This is a genomic window from Micromonospora sp. WMMD882, from assembly GCF_027497255.1.
Lineage (GTDB): Bacteria > Actinomycetota > Actinomycetes > Mycobacteriales > Micromonosporaceae > Micromonospora.
The window spans coordinates 4,823,895-4,841,855 of the sequence record NZ_CP114903.1 but is presented as its reverse complement, the minus strand read 5'-3'; the positions used below and the strand labels follow the sequence as shown (position 1 = coordinate 4,841,855).

At 70.7% G+C, this 17,961-nt stretch carries 16 protein-coding genes, 2 tRNA genes and 1 pseudogene; 6 read left to right on the top strand and 13 right to left on the bottom strand.

Annotated features, from left to right (window positions below; translation table 11 throughout):
* Window positions 1–92: 92 nt before the first annotated feature.
* Window positions 93–1,619, top strand: coding sequence for a peptide deformylase (locus O7606_RS20635; RefSeq protein ID WP_281599781.1), 1,527 nt, complete (start codon window positions 93–95; stop codon window positions 1,617–1,619).
* Window positions 1,620–1,719: 100 nt separating this feature from the next.
* On the opposite strand, the gene O7606_RS20630 is transcribed toward O7606_RS20635, so the two are convergent.
* Complete coding sequence (locus O7606_RS20630; protein WP_281595665.1) at window positions 1,720–2,835, bottom strand: globin domain-containing protein; 1,116 nt, start codon at window positions 2,833–2,835, stop codon at window positions 1,720–1,722.
* 168 nt (window positions 2,836–3,003) lie between these two features.
* On the opposite strand from O7606_RS20630, the gene O7606_RS20625 reads away from it, so the two are divergent.
* Window positions 3,004–3,774 (top strand): CPBP family intramembrane glutamic endopeptidase, encoded by a 771-nt coding sequence (locus tag O7606_RS20625; protein ID WP_281595664.1) that lies wholly within the window; start codon window positions 3,004–3,006, stop codon window positions 3,772–3,774.
* 190 nt (window positions 3,775–3,964) lie between these two features.
* Here the strand turns inward: O7606_RS20625 and O7606_RS20620 are convergent, their stop codons facing one another.
* Window positions 3,965–4,972, bottom strand: a complete 1,008-nt coding sequence (locus O7606_RS20620; RefSeq protein WP_281595663.1) for a hypothetical protein — start codon at window positions 4,970–4,972, stop codon at window positions 3,965–3,967.
* Between the two features lie 568 nt (window positions 4,973–5,540).
* On the opposite strand from O7606_RS20620, the gene O7606_RS20615 reads away from it, so the two are divergent.
* The 3 genes from O7606_RS20615 (at window position 5,541) to O7606_RS20605 (ending at window position 6,905) form a co-directional block, all read left to right on the top strand.
* Window positions 5,541–5,631, top strand: a tRNA-Ser gene (locus tag O7606_RS20615).
* 34 nt (window positions 5,632–5,665) lie between these two features.
* A tRNA-Arg gene (locus tag O7606_RS20610) sits at window positions 5,666–5,738 on the top strand.
* Window positions 5,739–6,308: 570 nt separating this feature from the next.
* Window positions 6,309–6,905: a PfkB family carbohydrate kinase gene (locus O7606_RS20605; protein ID WP_281595662.1), complete on the top strand. Its 597-nt coding sequence runs from the start codon at window positions 6,309–6,311 to the stop codon at window positions 6,903–6,905.
* Between the two features lie 73 nt (window positions 6,906–6,978).
* Here the strand turns inward: O7606_RS20605 and O7606_RS20600 are convergent, their stop codons facing one another.
* Together O7606_RS20600 and O7606_RS20595 are read right to left on the bottom strand one after the other, a co-directional pair.
* On the bottom strand, window positions 6,979–7,233 hold the full coding sequence (locus tag O7606_RS20600) for a hypothetical protein (RefSeq protein WP_281595660.1): 255 nt from the start codon (window positions 7,231–7,233) through the stop codon (window positions 6,979–6,981).
* Window positions 7,234–7,856: 623 nt separating this feature from the next.
* Window positions 7,857–8,192: a helix-turn-helix transcriptional regulator gene (locus O7606_RS20595; RefSeq protein WP_281595659.1), complete on the bottom strand. Its 336-nt coding sequence runs from the start codon at window positions 8,190–8,192 to the stop codon at window positions 7,857–7,859.
* Between the two features lie 51 nt (window positions 8,193–8,243).
* Between O7606_RS20595 and O7606_RS20590 the strand changes: the two genes are divergently transcribed.
* Entirely contained in the window at window positions 8,244–8,552 is a 309-nt protein-coding gene (locus O7606_RS20590) for a GNAT family N-acetyltransferase (RefSeq protein WP_281595658.1), read from the top strand.
* Window positions 8,553–8,769: 217 nt separating this feature from the next.
* Here O7606_RS20590 and O7606_RS20585 read toward each other — a convergent pair whose 3' ends face one another.
* The 9 genes and pseudogenes from O7606_RS20585 to O7606_RS20545 form a co-directional block, all read right to left on the bottom strand.
* Window positions 8,770–9,234 (bottom strand): deaminase, encoded by a 465-nt coding sequence (locus tag O7606_RS20585; protein ID WP_281599780.1) that lies wholly within the window; start codon window positions 9,232–9,234, stop codon window positions 8,770–8,772.
* Window positions 9,235–9,267: 33 nt separating this feature from the next.
* Window positions 9,268–9,927: pseudogene (locus tag O7606_RS20580) on the bottom strand (dihydrofolate reductase family protein); the annotation flags it as partial.
* On the bottom strand, window positions 9,920–10,123 hold the full coding sequence (locus O7606_RS20575) for a hypothetical protein (RefSeq protein ID WP_281595657.1): 204 nt from the start codon (window positions 10,121–10,123) through the stop codon (window positions 9,920–9,922). The pseudogene O7606_RS20580 and the gene O7606_RS20575, both read right to left, overlap by 8 nt.
* Window positions 10,124–10,195: 72 nt before the next feature.
* Window positions 10,196–10,654 carry a DUF296 domain-containing protein gene (locus O7606_RS20570; RefSeq protein ID WP_281595656.1) on the bottom strand — a complete coding sequence of 153 codons (459 nt, stop codon included), beginning with the start codon at window positions 10,652–10,654 and terminating at the stop codon, window positions 10,196–10,198.
* The gene (locus O7606_RS20565; protein ID WP_281595655.1) at window positions 10,647–11,738 is read right to left on the bottom strand and encodes an asparaginase; all 1,092 of its coding nucleotides are present in this window, start codon (window positions 11,736–11,738) and stop codon (window positions 10,647–10,649) included. The genes O7606_RS20570 and O7606_RS20565 overlap by 8 nt, the downstream gene beginning before the upstream one ends.
* 43 nt (window positions 11,739–11,781) lie before the next feature.
* The gene (locus O7606_RS20560; RefSeq protein ID WP_281595654.1) at window positions 11,782–13,338 is read right to left on the bottom strand and encodes a helix-turn-helix transcriptional regulator; all 1,557 of its coding nucleotides are present in this window, start codon (window positions 13,336–13,338) and stop codon (window positions 11,782–11,784) included.
* Complete coding sequence (locus O7606_RS20555; protein ID WP_281599779.1) at window positions 13,335–14,102, bottom strand: thiopeptide-type bacteriocin biosynthesis protein; 768 nt, start codon at window positions 14,100–14,102, stop codon at window positions 13,335–13,337. Before O7606_RS20555 ends, O7606_RS20560 begins: the two co-directional genes overlap by 4 nt.
* 14 nt (window positions 14,103–14,116) lie before the next feature.
* Entirely contained in the window at window positions 14,117–15,190 is a 1,074-nt protein-coding gene (locus O7606_RS20550) for a lanthionine synthetase C family protein (RefSeq protein ID WP_281595653.1), read from the bottom strand.
* Window positions 15,187–17,925, bottom strand: a complete 2,739-nt coding sequence (locus O7606_RS20545) for a lantibiotic dehydratase (protein ID WP_281595652.1) — start codon at window positions 17,923–17,925, stop codon at window positions 15,187–15,189. The genes O7606_RS20550 and O7606_RS20545 overlap by 4 nt, the downstream gene beginning before the upstream one ends.
* Between the last annotated feature and the right edge of the window lie 36 nt (window positions 17,926–17,961).

Below are 17,961 nucleotides of genomic sequence, written 5' to 3'. Positions count from 1 at the left end.
GAACCTGTCAAGGGAAGAGTCGGCAACGTGCCACTCCGGTAGAAATCTTCGCGGCAAACGTGAAACTGATACTCCCGGCCATGAGGAAGCAGATGACGACCTCGCCCCTCGAACGGGCAGCCGACTCGTTCGCGGCCGAGCTCGGCCGGCACCGCATCGAGCGGGGGCTGTCCAAGAAGCAGCTCGCCACCCTCATGGGGTTCGACCCGTCGTACGTCAGCCACGTGGAGAGCCGCCGGCACCGCCCCACCGAGGACTTCGCCCGCCGCGCCGAGGCCGTGCTGGAAGCCGGCGGCACGATCTGGCAGCGCTTCAAGGAGTACGACGACCTGCGGCACACCCGCTCCAGCCCGCCCCACCGGGACCCGCCGACCCCCGGCCAGTGGATGCCCCCCGGGACGGGCCTGATCGTCGAACACGAAGCCGCCAGCCTCACCCACCACGAGGACGGCTACCACTGCGTCATCCGGCGCTCCCTCTACAACGCCGGCACCGAACCGGTCACCCGCTACCTGGCCCGCGTCGCCGTCGACCGGTACCCGAGCGACCCGGGCCGCTCCAACCGCCACCACCGGGACCACCCCCTCACCTTCTCCGAGCTGCGCCTGCGCGCGTACCGGGACGACCGGGGCGAACGGGAGCCGATGCACTGGCGGGCCAAGCACGACCGGGACGCGTTCAAGGAGTTCTGGCTGCTGTTCGAGAACGCCGACGGACGGTTCCCGCTCTACCCCGGCGACCGGGCCACCATCGAGTACGAGTACCGCGTCGGACACGAGAAGTGGGGCCCCTGGTTCCAGCGCGCCGTCCGGGTGCCGACCCGGGCGCTCGACGTCCGGCTGGACCTGCCCGCCGCCCTGGACCCGCAGGTGTGGGGGCTGGAGACGTCCCTCTCGGCCGAGGAGGGTCCGCTGCGTACGCCGGTGAGCCGGCACGACGAACGGGGCCGGGCGATCTTCGAGTGGGCCACCGAGAACCCCCCGCTGAACGCCAGGTACCGCCTCCAGTGGCGGTTCCGGCACGCTCCCCCGCCACCCACCCGCAACGGGGCCGACGCCGCCCGGCCCCGCCCCAGCGACCGGATGCGGTCGGCGGGCATCGTCCAGCGCGGCGCCGACCTGCTGCGACAGCCCGTCCGGCAACTCGACCTGCCCGACGAGGCGGAAGTCGCCCGGGACGTGGTGGACCGGCTGCGCGCCGCCCTGAGCCGACTGGACGAGGTGCACCGGTTCAGCCGGGGCGTCGGCCTGGCCGCCCCGCAGCTCGGGTACACCTGCGCCGTGGTGGTGATCCGCCCACCGGACCGGCTGGCCGAGCCGGTGGCGCTGCTCAACCCCCGGGTCGTCGACGCCTCCCCGGACACCGACGAGCAGTACGAAGCCTGCCTCTCGTTCTTCGACCACCGGGGGCTGGTGCCCCGACCGCTGCGGCTCGACGTGGAACACGCCCGCCCGGACGGCAGCCGACTCATCACGTCCTTCGAGTTCGGCATGGCCCGGCTCGTCGCGCACGAGGTCGACCACCTGGAGGGTCGGCTCTACGTCGACCGGATGGCGTCCGGGGTGCCGCTGGTGCCCGTCGAGGAGTACCACGAGGTCACCCCCGCCTGGCGCTACTGACCCCGACCATGGCCGGTGGCCGGTGGAGGGGGGCCGGGTCGCGTGCCCCAGGGGGCGGGGGCACGCGACCCGGCTTCGGGGGGAGGAAGGTCTGAACCGGCTACAGGTCGCCGAAGGTGTCGTACCGGACGTGCTGCGGCGGCACCTGGTCGGCGGCGAGCGCCCGCAGCGTCGCCCGGACCATCGCCGCCGAACCCGAGACGAAACAGTCGTGCGAGGTCCAGGGGCCGTACCGGGTGACCACCTCGGAGATCTCACCCCGTTCGCCGTCGAAATCCGGCTCGTCGCTGCACGCCGGGGTCACCGACAGCCACGGGTACGCCGCCACCAGCTCCCGCAGCTCGTCCAGCGCCCACAGGTCGACGGCCCGGCGGGCCCCGTAGAAGACGTGCGCCCAGCGGGTCCGGTTGTACGAGGTCAACTCCTCGACCAGGGCCTTGACCGGGGCCAGCCCCACCCCGCCGGCCACGCAGAGGATGTCCCGCTCGGAGGAGCGGTCCAGGGTCATCGCCCCCATCGGCGCGGCGACCCGGAGCAGGTCCCCCGGCCGGACCCGGCGCACCAGGGCGCCCGACAGCCAACCCGCGCCGGGCGTGCGAACGTGGAACTCCAGGATGTTGTCGTCGTTCGGGGCGTTCGCCACCGAGTACGTCCGCCACACCCGGGGCAGGTAACGGGGCACCTCGACGCTGACGTACTGACCGGCCCGGTAGGGCAGGGGGTGCTGGAGGACCTGCGCCGTCAGGACCGCCGTGTCCGACCCGTACCGCTCGTGGGTCAGCACCTCGGCGTGCCAGAACGGCGGGTTCCCGTCCGCCGCCGCGCCGTCCTGCATCTTCTGCGCCATCGCCGTGTACGCGTCCCGCCACGCCTGGTCGAACTCGAGGTTCCAGCCGTCCCCGGCGGTGCTCCGCAACGCGTCCAGCAGGGCGACGCCCATGGTGGTGTAGCTCTCCGGCGTGACGTGGTACTTCCGGTGGTCCCGGCCGAGCGCGCGCAGGTACTCGTCGAAGCTCTCCGGGTCGCCGACGGTGTGGATGGCGGTGACGATCGCGTCGAGGAGCCGGTCGCCCTGCCCCGCCATCTGGACGGGGAAGAGCCTGCGCAGGTCCGGGTCGAGGAGGAACGCCCGGGCGTAGAAGTAGTCGCTGAGCCGCCGCCGATCCCCTTCGACGAGGGCCCAGCTCTCCTTCAACAGCCGCGCGAAGTTCTCCATCGGCGCTCCTTCGGCAGGACGGCGGATCATCGGGCAGGACCCAGCATGGACACGGAGCGTCCACGCTGGTCGCACAGACTGTGCGATCGGAGACGGCGATCCCGCACGCTGCCAGGGTCGGCGTCGCCGGCGGTGCCGGGCAGACGGAGGATCGGGCACAGTGGTGCGGTGACCGTTGAGCTCACCCGCCCGGCGTCCCACCGGGTCCTCGGCGCGGAGACACTGCTGGTGCTCGGGCTGTCGCTCGGGCAGTCCGCGGTCTACGCCACCGTGTCGATCATCGCGAAGCTGACCGCCGAGGGCGGACTCGCCCGGTCGACCGCCGCGCTGAACACCTCCGTGTCGCCCCGACCGTGGCTGGACCTGACGTACCAGCTTCTCGGGATCGTCTTCGCGCTGCTGCCCGTGCTGCTCGCCGTACACCTGCTCGGTCGGGATCCGGGCGACGCCGGCCGGACCATCGGCCTGGACGCCCGACGGCCCGGCCAGGACCTGGCCCGGGGCGCCGGCCTGGCCGCGCTGATCGGGCTGCCCGGCCTGGCGCTGTTCTGGGCCGCCGCGCAACTCGGCCTGAACGCCACCCTCGTGCCGGCGGCGCTGCCGGAACTCTGGTGGACGGTGCCGGTGCTGGTCCTCGCCGCCGTGCAGAACGCGGTGCTGGAAGAGGTGATCGTGGTCGGCTACCTGACGACCCGGCTGCGGCAACTCGGCTGGCGGGTCGCCGCGGTGGTCGCCACCAGCGCCCTGCTGCGCGGCTCCTACCACCTCTACCAGGGCTTCGGCGCGTTCGTCGGCAACGTGGTCATGGGCGTGGTGTTCAGCCTGTTCTACCTGCGCACCCGACGGGTGATGCCGCTGGTCGTCGCGCACACGCTGCTCGACATCGTGGCCTTCGTCGGCTACTCCCTGCTGCCCCGGGAATGGTTCGACTGGCTCTGACCGCGCGGGCCCTCGTCACCGGCGTCGGCGGTCGGTAAGCCGGCCCCGTTGCCGCGTTGCCGGGCCCCGTTGCCGGGATGCCGGCCCTCGTCGCCGGGATGCCGGCCCCCGTTGCCGGGATGCCGGGTCGGCCGGGCCCCGTTGCCGGGTCGGCCGGGTGTCGTTGCCGCGTTGCCGGATCGGCGGTGGGTCAGCCGGGCGACCGTCGGTAGGCGGCGATGGTCCGGGCGGCCAGCCGCTCGGTGGCGGCCGACGCGCCCGCCGCCGCGGCGAGCGCCGCCGCGCCGGGCAGCAACCGGGACGCCACCCGCAGCGCCACCCAGCCGCCGGCCTGCGCCGCCAACGGCGCGGCCAACCGCCAGGCCGCCTCGGCGATCCGGCCCCACGGCGGCTCGTCGTCGCCGTCCACCGCGTGCGCGCCCCGGCCCGCCCGCACCGTCGTCCGGTCCGCACGGCCCGCGACGATCTCGTGGGCCGCCTGGTCGGTCTGCGCCCCGTCAGCCGCCGCCTGGCCAATTCGCGCCTGGTCGGTCGCCGCCTGGCCGATCTGCGCCTGGCCGATCGCGTCTCGGGCCGGGCGTGCCTGGTCGGCCGCCTGGGCGGCGGCGAGCGCCGCGCGGGCGCTGTCGGCGTCCGGATGCGCCCGGGTCAGCACCAGCAGCTCGACGGCCCGCTCCGGGTCGGTGGGGTCGCGGTCGTGGGCCGCGGCGAGGTGCAGCACCAGGCCGGCCTGGGCCCAGAGCACCGCCGCCAGCTCGGCCAACGGCGCGAAGAGACCGGCGAACGCCGCGGTCGCCCCGCCCACCCCGGCCGACCGGACGAACCGCCGGGTGGCGAGCCGGGCCAGACCGTCCGGCGTAGCCCCGGGGTACGCGTCACGAAGCGCGTCCGCCCAGGCGCGGGCCTGCGGCCCGATCCGCTGCACCGCCGCCAACGCCAGCAGCTCCGGAGCGAAGGCCGGATCCGCCACGATCCGAGCCCGGTCGACGGTACGGCCAGCCGCCCGCCGTTCCACGTCACCTACCGCCCTGCCACGCGCCCTCGGCGCGGTGGTCTTCTTCGGCGCGGTGGTCTTCTTGACCGGGGAAGCCCCGGCGGCCGTGGTCTTCGCGGGTGTGGTCTTCGCGGGTGTGGTCCTGGCGGTTGTGGTCTTCGCGGTGGCGCGTTTCCGGGGCGCGGGGGCTCCCACCTGGGCCACAGGGGTAGTCTCCTGGCCCCCTGACTGATCGGATCCGGCGCCGGCGCGGTGTTCCTGATCACTCCCGGGGGCGGGGTCGGCCTCCGACCCGGTCGACGCCTGCGCGTCCCGGCCGGAGGACGAACGCCCGCTCGCGGCGATCTTCTGCCGGGGCGCGCGGCGGGCGGGCGCCGGGGGTGGCCCGGCCGGTTCGGCAGGTCCGGCGGTGTCCGGTGGCCGGAACAGCACGTCAGGAGCGGGCGCCGTCCGGCGTCGACGGGCTTCACCTGCGGTTTCCGGCTGGTCGACGGTGGCGTCGGGTTCGCCTGCCGGGTTGGCCGGCGGGGTGAAGGTCGGCTTCGGGGAACGGCCTCGGCGTGTCGCGGCACGCGGCTCGCGGCGAGGCGGATCGCTCGGCGGCTGCTCCTGCATATCGATGGAGCGTAGTCCGGATCGAGGCGCGGCACAGCGGAAAACGCTGGTCGTTGACCATGGAAGGCGGGCCGGAGCCGGCGGAGCCGGAAGTCGTTTTGCTCCCGACCCGGGGTGACCTGTATCCTCGGGCAGCGGTGGTCTGCTGGGCCACCGGGGAGACTTCGCCTAGTCTGGTCTATGGCGCCGCACTGCTAATGCGGTTGGGGTCTTAAAGCCCCTCCCGGGTTCGAATCCCGGAGTCTCCGCGCTAGGCCGGGTGTGTAAACTGGCCGAGCACAAGCGCCCGTAGCTCAACGGATAGAGCATCTGACTACGGATCAGAAGGTTAGGGGTTCGAGTCCCTTCGGGCGCACAAGATCACAGGGGGTCTGACCTGCCGAAACGGCGGTCAGGCCCCTTTGCTTTTCCGTCCCTTGTGGTCGGTTGGGTGCTCGGTGGGTGCTCGTGCGACGAGCATCCCTCACGTCCGGCCCTGTCCGGTGCGCGGTTGCCATGTCCGGGTGGGTTTTGACCATGTGGGGTCTACCGTTGCTGGTGCCCACATTCTGGTACGCGAATCTGCTCCGAGTTCGTCGTTGAGCCTGGTGGGTTTCGGTGTCTCCGGCTTGGCGGCGTGTGCGGTGGCACCCTCGGGTGGGGATGGCCTCCCGCTACTGCGATCGTCTACTGTCAGCGTGCCGTGAGGGGTCAGTAGCGAATGGTGATCAGCCCCTCGGTTGACGTGGGGGGAACCACACACACGTGGTCAGTTTTCAGGCGGAGCCGACAATCCCGACCCCGTCGCCACCGTCATCAACACTTCGGCGGTGGCGGCGGGCTTTGCTTGGGCCCGCCGAGACGTTGCCGCCTATGCCCGGCAACTCGAATCTTGCTGCTGCCAGCGGGACGTGCGGCATCTGCTCGACCCCCTGTCCACGGCCAGATGAGCCACTCGCTTGGACCGGCGCAGGGTCCGGGTTCGCCGCATGTCGCCGTCGTGGGCCGCGCCAACATCGACATCACTGTACGGATGCCAGGGCCGTCGGTTGTCGGCCGCACGACGTTCGCGTCGTCGCCGGCGACGACACCTGCCGGCGGTAAGAGCCTCAACCAGGCCCTGGCCGCCAGCCGGGCGGGCGCGCACGCCAGTCTGATCGGCAACGCCGGCGACGACCACTGGGGCGCCTTCCTATACCGGCCCCTGACCGACGCGGCCGTTGACGCGTCCTGCTTCCACCTCGTGCCGTCGGCGTCGACCGGAATCGCGGTCATCGAGGTCGACCCCGACGGAGAGAACCGCATCATCCTCGCGCGGGCCCCGGAAACCGAACTCACCGGCGAGCAGGTACGCAGCAGACTCGCAGAGCTGCACGCCTCGGTCGTGGTGACCCAACTCGATCTCCCACCCGACGCCGTTGACGCTGTCTTCCGACACCACCGCGCGCGGGCGCTCATCGGCAACCTGGTACCGCATCCCACACTCGGACCAACCGCGTTGGCCCCACTGGACCTGTTCGTTGCCAACGAGGCCGAGGGATGAGCCCCGCTTCAGCCAGAACATCGTTACCGGGTGGGCCGTTGTGCCCGGCCTTGCCCTTCCGCACCTCAGCGATTTAGCCCTTGGGACCTGCGCCGTGCAGAAAGACCATCGCCGCAATGCTGACTGTGGCCGTCCCGATCGTGGCGACTCCTCCGGCACCGAGGCCCTTCTCGACATTTTCTGTCACTGCGGCGGTGACTAGACCAGCCAGAATCCCGATGACGCCAGAGCTGACGAGAGCCATCAGCAGCCAGAGAAGACGTGTGGTAAGTGGCATGCCCTCGTCATGCTTGATTGGCATCGCGGAGGCTTCAGCCTTCGGCTGCATGTTGCAAAATCCCACCCTTCAAGATCCCAACCGCCCAAGTGCCGGGTCACGTAGTTCAGCCCGCAGAACCCAGGCCCGGTCAACGAGCCGGAGGGCGTACGACATCAGGCTCCAGCGCGTTCCGCCAGCTGCGGCAATGTCGTACAGCTCGCAGCGGTACTCCTCCCGATAACGGCTGCGGTGTTCGGCGGGCAGGACGCGAACAGCAGCGTTAACCAATCGCTCTGCGGAAGGCGAGCGTCGGATCCGCGTCGCCGAAGGCGTGCCCGATAGAGTCAGCTGGGCAGTACGCAAGGCCGCAGCTCGGGCCTCTGGGGTTAACTCACATAGCTCGCTGACCTTCAACCATGCAGACACTATGACGTTCTCACTCTCTGCGGTGGAGTGAGATCCCGCGCAGGCGAGGGCGTCATCGAGTGTCTCGGCCAAGCCCCACGGAGACCCGTCAAGTGGCTGACCACGTAAGAGCCGCTGCTCCAGCTTCTCGATGTCCCGCAAAGCCGACCGGGCAGCCCAGGCGCAGTCACACTCCCTGTCCTGAGCACCGTCGCGTAGGACCTGGACGGGTTTACGTAGCTCCTGGAGGAGTTCAGCCGCTCGCCGCGCAGTGGTCGCCATGTCACTCATCCGGTAATCCCGCCAGCCGCCGGGCCAAGACGCAGGCCGGCCAGCCGGCTGATCGGCGTGCGGGCGGTGGCCAACGCGTGTCGGGCGTGTTCAGCGCCATCTGGGCTCAGCTTGTAGTAGCGCCGCTTCGGACGACCTTCGATCGCGGGGTCGATCTCTTCCCAGCGCGATTCCAGCCAACCGAGACCTTCCAGCCGAGCCAGAATGGGGTGAATCGTGCCGGTCGCCAGCCCTGCCGCCTCACTCAGCTGCAGCCCGTACAACTCCCGGGTTGGGTTTTCCAGCAACGCGCGAAGTACGAGCTGCGTTTGCACAGTCATCTTCGGAGCCATGCCCTAACTCTAGCTAGCCCCTAGCTAGAGTTCAAGTGTGACACGAGTGCAATGGAATCGGCCGCCTACGACGCGCCCTCGACGCGGCCCACGCCGCCCACTCGGACCGCCTTAACCGCCAGCCGCACGCACGGAGCTGTACGTGGCGGAGAGGCCAGGAGGCGCGGCGTCGGGAAGCTCCTCATGGACCGGCTCGTCGAGGTAGCGGCCACGAACTCCTGCAGCCGGATCGAGTGGACCACCGACCGCGACAACGCGCAGGCGCAGCACTTCTACGAGAAGCTCGGCGTCGCGCAGAACGACAACAAGGTCTTCTACCGGCTTGAGGGTCAACTCGGCCTGGCGACCGACGCCAGGTAAGGGTGCGTCCCTGACCGTGATGGTTGCGGGGACGCGTGCTGAACGCGGGATTTTCATGCCTACTGCGACGACTACCGAGGAAGCCCACCCGCGCGGAGTTCGCCGTGCTACCGGCGGGCAGTGTCGATCAGCGCGTCGATCATCTACCTCTGCCGACGGGCACGATCGTGGCCTGCTCCATCACGAGGGCCGCTGCCATTGCCCCATGACCTGCCGGCTATCCGCCGATGCCGGGTAGGTGTGCGTTGATCGTTCTGACCTGGTCGGCGAGTTCGGGTATCTCGATGACCTCGACGCCTGCGGTGTGGAGGAGTTCGACGCCGTGGCAGGTGACGAAGAGGGGTGGCTCGCGTAGGGCGAGGACGACCCGGGTGATCCCGGCGGTGATGATCAGCACGGCGCAGGGGTGGGGGCGGGACTTGCGGACGCTGCACGGTTCGAGTGACGTGTAGATCGTCGCGCCGGTCAGGTCGACTCCGGTGGCGGCGAGTTTGGCGAGGGCGGATTCCTCGGCGTGGACGTGGGAGTCGGTCTCCCGGGAGAAGCCCCGGCTGACCTCGTGGCCGTGGCGGTCGACGATGACGGCGCCGACGGCGTAGGCGGTCTCCACCACCGGGCAGCGGCGGGACAGATCGATAGCGGCTTGCAGCCACTGCCGGTCGAGGTCCTGCTGGTCGGTCATGCCTGGCCTTGCCGGGGGGAGAAGGCGTAGCGGCAGTAGGACGACGTCGCCGAATCGGCGGGTCTCGACGAGCTGGGCGTGGTTGCCGGGGTTCCAGGGGAAGGCCCCGTCGCTGACGAAGCGGGGCGCCTTCAAGTCGCCGACGAAGAAGGGCGCGATGACGAGGTGGAGTTCGTCGGCGAGTCCGGCGGTGAGGAACTGGGTGTGGATGCTGCCGCCACCTTCGACCATCAACCGTGTGATGCCACGCGACGCCAGGTCCTCGACGACACGGCGTGGGTCGGCCGGGTCGCCGGCGTCCACGACCGTGGCCACACCGGCGAGTCGTCGCTGGGCCTTGTCCCATCCGGGGGTGGCGCAGTACACGATCTTCTCGGTGTCACCGGCGCGGAAGAACTGCGCGTCCGGGTCGAGGTCGCCGTGACCGGTCATGGTGACCTTCGTGGGTGAGGCCGGCAGACCGCGTGCGGTCCGGGCGTCCCGGCGGGCCTGGGACCGTACGAGCAGCCGGGGGTTGTCCTTCCTGATGGTGGTGGCTCCGACGAGGATCGCGTCGCACCCGGCCCGTACGGCGTTGACGCGGTCGAAGTCGGCGTCGTTGGACAGCAACAGCCTCGTCGTCGTGGTGTCGTCCAGGTAGCCGTCGATGGACATGGCGCAGCTCAGCAGGACGTACGGCCGCCTACTACTCACGGGGCGAGCTCCTCAGGTCGGTGGAGATGATCTGCTCGACGAGCCTGGTGAAATCCTCCGCCACGGCGCAGGCCTCAAGCGCGGCGAACATGTCCCCGGGCAGCCACGACCGCAAGGCTACGTCGGCCCGCATCCGGGCCATGACAGCACGGGCTGTCCCGCCGGTCGCGGCGAAGGGCAGCATCTTCTTGCCCATCGACGTAGCGACATCGACCTCGTCCAGTGTGCCCCGACCACCACCGATGATGAGCAGGAAATGAGCCGTCCGCTAATCGAAGCGCAGTTGTGGCACGTCGTGCAGGTCCGGGTTCGGTAGTCGGTGCATATGCGGTGAGGTGATCTCGATGATGAGCATCTCGGTGAGGAACTGGACGGTGGCGTCGAGCAGGTGGCTGGTGTGTGCGGTGGCGCTGTGTTCTTTCAGGCCGACGGTGATGTGGATGTGGGGCTGGATGGTCTGGGTGGTGTCGTCCCAGGCGATGGTGCCGCCGCCGAGGGCTTCGATGTTGGTGAGGTCGACGTGTGACCAGACGGGGGCTTCGGGGTTGTCGAGGCGTTGGCAGGTGCCGACGATCTTGGCGGTGGACAGGCCGGCGATGAAGACGGGAATGTAGCCCTGTTTGATGTCGTGGGTGCGGCAGGCGTCGGTGAGGGCGGTGTGGAAGTCGTCGCCGTGGTCGAAGACGACGCCGATCATGCGTCCGGGGGTGAGGTCGTGGCTACGCATCCGTCGTGCTCGTCTCCGACTGGTCGTTGCTGGTAATGGGTGTGGGCCAGGGCCAGGCGGCGGGCTCGGTGGTCCCGCCTGCGGTGGTGACCGCCGCAGCGATGTCCTGGGGTTTCGCTCCGGTGGCGAGGAGGGTCCGTAGCAGGATGCGGGCTTTGTAGGGGTGGAGCCAGCCGGCGGGGATGAGGCCGCGGCTGATGAGGTCCTGTTCGGAGCCGGGGAAGCCGTAGGTGCGGGTGAGGGTTGGTCCGGCTGGGGTGCGGGAGGCGAGGACGACCGGGATCCGGCCGGCGAGGGTGGTGAGGGCGTCGGCGAGTGGTTCGGGGACGTGGCCGACGCCGAAGCCGGCGATGACGAGGCCGTCGACGCGGGCGCCGATGGCGTCGAGGAGGGCGGGGTCGTCGTCGAGGGTGACGGTGTAGAGGCCGACGAGGGTCTTGGCCTGCTCGGTCGGGCTCGGGAGCGGGATGGTCAGCCGGTGCGGCAGCCGGGTCAGCATCCGCGCTGTGCCTTCGAGGACGTAGCCGAGTGGGCCGGTGTCGAGGGAGCGGAAGGTGGCGCCGCTGGTCGAGTGGGTCTTGGTGACCCAGCGGGCGGCGTGGATCTCGTCGGCGAGAACGACGAGGCAGCCTTGCCCGTGGGCGGCCGGGGCGGCGGCGGTGCGGATGGCGGCGAGGATGTTGGCGGGCCCGTCGGCGCCGGCGAGGGTGGGGTTGCGCATCGCGCCGGTGACGACGATCGGTTCGGGCCGGTGGTGGAGCAGGTCGAGCAGGTAGGCGGTCTCTTCGATCGTGTCGGTTCCCTGGGTGACCACGACGCCGACCGCGCCGTTCGCCAGCAGCTGGGTGGCGGCGGTGGCGAGTTCGGTGAGGTCGGCGAAGGTGAGCGACGCGCCGGGGCGGCGGCGGAAGTCCGTCACCTCGATCTCGATCCCGGTGGCGGCCAGCCCGGGCACGGCGTCGACGAGCTGCTGGGCGGACAGGGCCGGAGTGACGGCACCGCCGTCCGTGCTGCTCATGGCGATGGTGCCACCGAGGCCGAACACCACCACCCGTGGCGCGGACGTTGTCGAGATCGAGGACATGGAGGATCCCTTCCGGCGTTTCGCTGGTGGTGCGGGGAGCCTATTACGGCAGGGAGGCGACGAAGCGGCACGCGCGGTCGACGCCGTCGAGGGAGAGCAGGCGGCTACGGGGTTCGGCGATTCCGGCCAGGCCGTGCTCTCCGAGTTCGGCGCAGCGGGTGCGAAGCCAGGCCCAGTCGAGGTCGAGGTAGTCGGCGAAGGCCTGCAGGCGGCGGCAGGCGGTGTCGGCGTCGATCACGGAGTGTGCCCGCACGTGTCCGACGGCGTCGCGGTACTCGGCCAGCGTGGAGCGCTGGTCGGTGACGTCGACGTGCCAGACGCCGTCCGCCCGGATCCAGCTCGCCACGATCGCACGCCGCTGGGTCAGGACCAGGCCGGGAAGTACGCTGTACTCCGGCTCGTCGGTGACCGCGACGTTGATGCCGAAGGACTCCATCAACGCGACCGCCAGCAGCAGGAGGATCCGTTCCGGCTCCGCCGATGTCGAAACGGCGGCCGGGGGGACACAGAACATTCTCGTCGCGTGCTGGGCGCTGTTCGCGAGCCGTCCGGCGGTCTCCTCCAGGTAGCGCAGCTTGTGCCCGAACAGCAGCCAGGTGCTGGCCTCCTCGCCGTGCTGTTCCCGCGTCCAGTAGGTGGGCACCTCGGTGAGCTCGGCAGAGTGGCGGCTGATGTGGTCAGCGCAGAATGCGGAGCCAAGCCACATCCGCGACACGGTGTCCAGGTCCTGCGCGATGTCGCCGCTCACGGCGGACCGGGTCAGGTGGCTGTACCGCGCGGCGGCGGCCCGCGACGCTTCCAGCGGGGCGTCGTCGAGCAGCAGCGCCTGGTCGAGGTTTGCCACGGCCCACAGCACCGCCGCGGTGATCGCGTCGAGCCGGTAGACGCGGGGGATGAGCAGGCGGGCGTCGTCGCCGATATCAACCAGGCGCCGTGATGCTTGCCGGGAGTCCAGCGCGAACAGGCCGTCGCCGGTGGGGCTGCTGACCCGCCCGGCGACGAGGCGACGCTGCAGGGAACGCTGCCACTGCCGGCCAGCATCGGCCCGGGGGATCGTGGCGAGGATCCTTCCGTCGTCTACGGCCGGATACACCTCCACATCGATGGCCGCACCGGGGAAATACTGCCCACGGGGCGCGGCCAGCGTCAGGCCCTGCCCCACTCCGCCTGCGGCCTGCTCAAGGAGGGACACCGTCGCCAGCGAGGGATCCGGATCCGGTCGACCCTTCGACGAAAGCAGCTGGCGAAGCGCCACGAGGCCGGAGCCCCGGTCGTCGCGGGCAGGCGTGGTGTCTGCGGCCGCGCCCCATCGGGCTCGCCGCGCGGCCTCGTCCCGCTCCGCGTGGTGCTGCTGCTCCAGCCGGCGGTAGGCGTCGTAACCGCTGGTCAGCTGGCCACCCGCCTGCAACAGAGCGTCGCACTGCTGCCAGAAGATTCGGTCGACCACCTGCCTGCCGGCCTCGACGTTCGCCACCGTGCTGCGGGTGCTGAGGACCTGCTCCGCAACGTCCTTCTGCCGGAGGCCACGGGCTTTCCGCAGGTCACGGAGTCGTTTGCCGAGCGCCTGCTTGGTCTCTTGGAGCTGTTGTGGATCGATCATGCTCGTGGCTCCTCCGCGCTGCCGAAGATGGCTTCGTTGGCCGCTTGAGCGAGTGTGGCTTGGGTGGTGGCGGGGATCCCGATCCGGTTCCAGTGGAAGATCACGTGTTCTGCGATGACGGCGCGTAGTCCACGTGTGAGTTTCCCGGTTTCGCGTAGGCCTCGGAGGGCTGTGCCGGCGTTGTCGAACGCGGTTTGCCAGTCGTCGGTGGTGCGGGCTGTGCCGAGTTGCAGGTGGCGGACCTTGCCGGTGAAAGCCGCCCACGTGCTGGGGGCGGGTTGCCAGGTGAGGTGCTCGGCACGGTGTTCGGCGACTCGTGCCCATACGTCGCCTTGTTCGTTGAGGTCCAGTCCGGCGGCGCGCATGAGTGCGGTGCACAGGATGAGTGAGCGTTCCCGCCGGTCCGTCGGATGAGCGTCGAGGTAGGTGAGCAGGTGGCGGCTGTCGTGGTGGAACAGGGTGTGGGCGGCGTCCATCGCGTCGGGTCCGCCGAAGGCGTGGGTCTCGGGTTCGTAGATGTCGCTGGTCCAGGTGACCGTGTCGGTGAGCAGGCGGCGTACCGGGTCGGAGCCGTCGTGCGTCGTGGCGGGTAGGTAGCGGATTCGCCAGGGTCCTTTGCGCATGAACCACCAGGCGGTGATGAGGCCATCGGTCTCGGCGGCGGGTAGAACCCGGCTGAGGTGGGGGATCGCCTGCTGTTCGCGTTCTTGGCGGCTCTGTCCGGGGTAGGCGATGGTGATCTGTTCCCAGGGGGTTTCTTTCAACGGGGTGCCTTTCGTCAGCTGAGCAGGAGGCAGGCGTCCCACGAGGTGGTGGTGGCGGCTGCGACGAGGGCAGAGCCTGTGGTGCCGTCGAGGAGTCCGGTGGGTTCGTCGTCGGCGGGGGCGGTGTGTTGGTGGAGGCGTGTCAGTGGGGTGAGGGGTATCGGTGAGAGGGCGTCGGCGGCGATGCGGCGGCCGGTGGTGAGGAGCCCGGCGGTGCCGTGGCAGAGGCTGCGGTCGGTGAGGCGGCGGATCTGTGCGGGGTCGTTGACGCAGGTGGTGAACGCGGCTTCGGCGAGGCGCTGGCGGGTGGTGTCGTGTAGGGCGAGGGCGGCGAGTTGCTGGGCGCGGGCGATGCCGGGGGTGCCGTAGCACCAGGACGGGCGTAGCGGCTGCTGCTGTGCTGGTGTGCCGTGGTGCAGGTCGGCGAGGGTGAGGGTTTGCGGCCACCAGGTGGTGTCGCCGGTGTGTTGCTGCCAGGTGTCCAGCCATCGGCTGATGCGGGTGATCGCCTCAGCGTGTCCGGCGACGGTGGTGCCGTCACGCAGGGCGAGGGCGAGTAGTGCGAGGGGGCCGGTGATGCCGTGGGCGAGCCCGTGGTTGGCGTGGCCTCCGGGTGGTGGCGGCTGGTTGCGGTCGGGTCCGTCGGCGCACCACCAGCCGGGGAGGTCGTTGAGGGGTTCGGTGAGCCGGACCAGATAGTCCAGTACCTGGCGGAGCAGGTCGTGGTCGCCGAGATGACGCAGGGCGACACCGAGGCCGGTCAGGCCGCGGATGAGGTCGTACTCGGCGTAGTGCGGTTGGTGGCGGGAGTCGATGCGGCGGTGAGCTGCGTGCAGCCGGTGGCGTGTCACGGTGGCGGTTCCGGATGCGGCGGTCGATCGTGCGCGGGCGAGGCGTGGGTGGTCGGTCGTGGCGAGGACGAAGGCGAGCGCGGGGGCGCCGTAGAAGAGGCTGGCGCCCGCGGCGATGCTGACGCCGTTGGCGGTGGCGTCCCGCAGTGCCGCGTACGCGGCCGGCCATTTGCCGGTTTCCAGGTGCAGGAGGGCGACGCCGGCCGCCCCTTCGGCGAGGGACTGGCCGGTGTTCATGTCGTTGCCTGGCGGGTGCGGGCGATGGCTCGGGCCAGGCGCAGGCAGTGCCGTTCGGAGGCGGTGTCGACGCCGATCATGCGGGCGTGGTGCAGGTGCAGCAGGTCGCCCAGCACTTGGTCGAGGTCGAGGCCGTCGGCGTGGGCCAGAGTTCGGTAGGTGGCCAACGCCGTTGCTAGACCGTGGTCGCGGTAGGGGGTGCGGGCGAGGTCGAGTTGGGCGGGGTTCAGGCGCGGGCCGCTGCGGTGGGGGACCCGTTCGGCGAGCCAGCGCGGCCCGTCGGCGGTGAATGCGTCGGCGATGGCGATCATTCCGGCGGCGGTGGTGGCCTGCCGGTCGCCGGTCAGCCGCTGCAGGGCGGCGCGGGAGTCAGCGGCGAACACCGCTTCGGCGGCGGCGAGGGTCGGCCCGGCGCCGTAGCGGGTCTCGGGCCGGTAGCTGTGCAGGGTGTAGTCGTGCAGGACACCGTCGCGTTCCAGGCGCTGTGCCCACTGGGCGAGATCCCTGGCGACGCCGGCGAACTGCCCTTCCTCTCGAAGGGGGATGCGGAGCCGCAGGTGGGATTCGGGTTCGGGGTATCGCAGGAACCACCAGCCCTCGGGTAGGAGGTTGGTGGCCTGGCGGGCGAGGTCGGTGAGGATGTCGTCCTGCCGCCCGTACAGCCGGATCTCCAACCACAGGGACTGTCCGGGCCGGTGCAGCCCGGTGGTCGCGACCCGGACCGGTCGGCGCGGCCTGGCTGGTGAATCGTGGGCGAGGGTGAGCAGGAGTTCGGCGGGCCTGCCGCCGATCCAGCCAGCCGGTCCGGGGGCCTCGGTGACGACGGTACGGGCGTGCCGCCCGAGATGGGTGCGCAGCACTGCCAGGTGGGTGTTGTCGTCCAGGTCCAGACGCAGCTGCACATCGTCGTCGCCGACCATGATCTCGCCCGGGAGCCGGTGGTGGTCGCGGTAGCGCTGCCAGGCGTCGCGCCACTGGTGCCACGGCCCCGTGGCCGGGAGGGCCGATCGATCGATGATCCAGCGGGCGGGATGCAGGACGCTGCGTCCGCGCCGAACGCGGGGCAGGAACGGCAGATCGTGGGCGTGCCCCCAGTCGAATCTGCTGCACGGAGCTGTGAACGCCGTCCAGATCTCGGTCAGGAATCGCATCAGCGGTTGCTGGAGACCGGGTAGCAGCACGCTGTTGAACAGCAGCGGCTCGACCGGCCGCTCGGTGGTCCGCGACACCAACCACAGCCGCTGGCCGTCGCCGGTCACCGCGAGGTCCGCGACCGTCCAGGGCGGGTCGGGGTGGAAGTCCCCGACAGGCAGGACGGGCAGCAGTTCAGGGGTGTGGGCGACCGAGGCCAGGCGAGCGTCCAGCGGTGGGCCGGACAGCTGCACCGTGTGCGCGTCGGGCAGGGCGGTCGGCAGGTTCTGGTAGACCCGCTGGAACGATGCCAGTTCCGTGCCGGTGAGCAGGTGGAGGAACCGGCCGGCGGCAACACCGGCGTGGCGGGATCCGCTGACCACCGTCAAGGTGAACGCGCCTCGGTCCAGGTCCTGCGGGGTCGCGGCGGCGAGGGTGAAGCGTAGTTCGGCGTGCGGGATCGGCGGCCGGTCGTCGTCCTTCCGAAGGCAGCCGATCAGCTCGTCGTCGAGGATCACCTCCGCGCAGCCGTTCAACGCCGACTGCTGGGCGAGCTGCGCGAGCAGCCGGTCGCGAGCGGTGAACACCGCCGGTACGCGCCGGGTCGAACCCCGGTACCCGGCGGGAAAGCCCAGGACGTTCAGCACGTCGCGCAACGGCACCGCCGCACCCGGACCCCACCGCTCAACGAACGCGCTGTGGTATTCCGCCCATCCCGGCAGGGGCGGTGCCACCGCCACCAGCGTCGACGCCGCATGACCCGCCTCGCGGAGTACCGCCGGGGGCAGTGTCACCGAGGCGTCGACACGCAGATCGACGGCGACCTGATCGCCGGGGTCGGGCAGCGTGACGTGGTGGGCCAGGTGCGTGGCTGGGTCGGTGACGGTCATCGCCGGCCGCAGCGCCGACAGCAGTACATCCGCCTGTACCAGCGATGCCAGCAGCCGCTCGGCCGCGCCCATGCCGACGGGCGCCAGCCGGCTGATTCTCGTGGCGAGATCGGCGAACCCGATCGGGGAGCTCGCTGCCCGTATCGCCGCCTGGACCGGCTTGGTCAGCCGGATCTCGACGTCCCACCGGCGATCGTCGGCGGCGTGGGCGCAGGGCAGCACCCACACCTCGCCACGTTGGTATCCCAGCGAGTTCGTCACCACGGCGACGTCGCGAAGGAGGGTCAGGTCCTGCTCGGCTCGCGCGGTGTGCTCGGCGACGAACTGCCCGTCCGGCCGGGGCACCTCGTGGTGCGCCTCGCCCCAGCGGACTGTCGCGCGAGCGCCGAGCTCGACCGGAGCTACCCCGGCGAAGGCGCCGAACGGGGTCGCGCGGGTGGTCCACCTCAGCAGGTACCGGACCGTCGACTCGACCAGGCGTCGAAGCCGGTGCCGCGGGATCGGCTCGCCGGTCACGGCTCGGGTGATCTGTTCGGCCATCTGAGGGGTGGCGGAGGCGACGGCCGCCGCGAACCCCGGCAGCGCCCAGGCCTGGCTCAGCCACCCCTGCCACTGCTCGGGTCCACCGGATGTCAGGTCGGGCCAGGGAGGAAAGGACAGGTCACTCGGGTAGGCGGCAACTCGGATCAGTGCCGCACCAGCCGTGGGGAACATGAGGCACCACCCAGAAGGGAAGGGCCCGGCGTCTGA

What these genes read in the sequence shown, in the direction of transcription:
- O7606_RS20635 (WP_281599781.1), top strand. Translation starts at nt 93, where the DNA reads ATGACGACCTCGCCCCTCGAACGGGCAGCCGACTCGTTCGCGGCCGAG.
- O7606_RS20630 (WP_281595665.1), bottom strand. Translation starts at nt 2,835, where the DNA reads ATGGAGAACTTCGCGCGGCTGTTGAAGGAGAGCTGGGCCCTCGTCGAA.
- O7606_RS20605 (WP_281595662.1), top strand. Translation starts at nt 6,309, where the DNA reads ATGAGCCACTCGCTTGGACCGGCGCAGGGTCCGGGTTCGCCGCATGTC.
- O7606_RS20600 (WP_281595660.1), bottom strand. Translation starts at nt 7,233, where the DNA reads ATGCAGCCGAAGGCTGAAGCCTCCGCGATGCCAATCAAGCATGACGAG.
- O7606_RS20595 (WP_281595659.1), bottom strand. Translation starts at nt 8,192, where the DNA reads ATGGCTCCGAAGATGACTGTGCAAACGCAGCTCGTACTTCGCGCGTTG.
- O7606_RS20590 (WP_281595658.1), top strand. Translation starts at nt 8,244, where the DNA reads ATGGAATCGGCCGCCTACGACGCGCCCTCGACGCGGCCCACGCCGCCC.
- O7606_RS20585 (WP_281599780.1), bottom strand. Translation starts at nt 9,234, where the DNA reads ATGACCGACCAGCAGGACCTCGACCGGCAGTGGCTGCAAGCCGCTATC.
- O7606_RS20575 (WP_281595657.1), bottom strand. Translation starts at nt 10,123, where the DNA reads ATGGGCAAGAAGATGCTGCCCTTCGCCGCGACCGGCGGGACAGCCCGT.
- O7606_RS20570 (WP_281595656.1), bottom strand. Translation starts at nt 10,654, where the DNA reads ATGCGTAGCCACGACCTCACCCCCGGACGCATGATCGGCGTCGTCTTC.
- O7606_RS20565 (WP_281595655.1), bottom strand. Translation starts at nt 11,738, where the DNA reads ATGTCCTCGATCTCGACAACGTCCGCGCCACGGGTGGTGGTGTTCGGC.
- O7606_RS20560 (WP_281595654.1), bottom strand. Translation starts at nt 13,338, where the DNA reads ATGATCGATCCACAACAGCTCCAAGAGACCAAGCAGGCGCTCGGCAAA.
- O7606_RS20550 (WP_281595653.1), bottom strand. Translation starts at nt 15,190, where the DNA reads ATGAACACCGGCCAGTCCCTCGCCGAAGGGGCGGCCGGCGTCGCCCTC.
- O7606_RS20545 (WP_281595652.1), bottom strand. Translation starts at nt 17,925, where the DNA reads ATGTTCCCCACGGCTGGTGCGGCACTGATCCGAGTTGCCGCCTACCCG.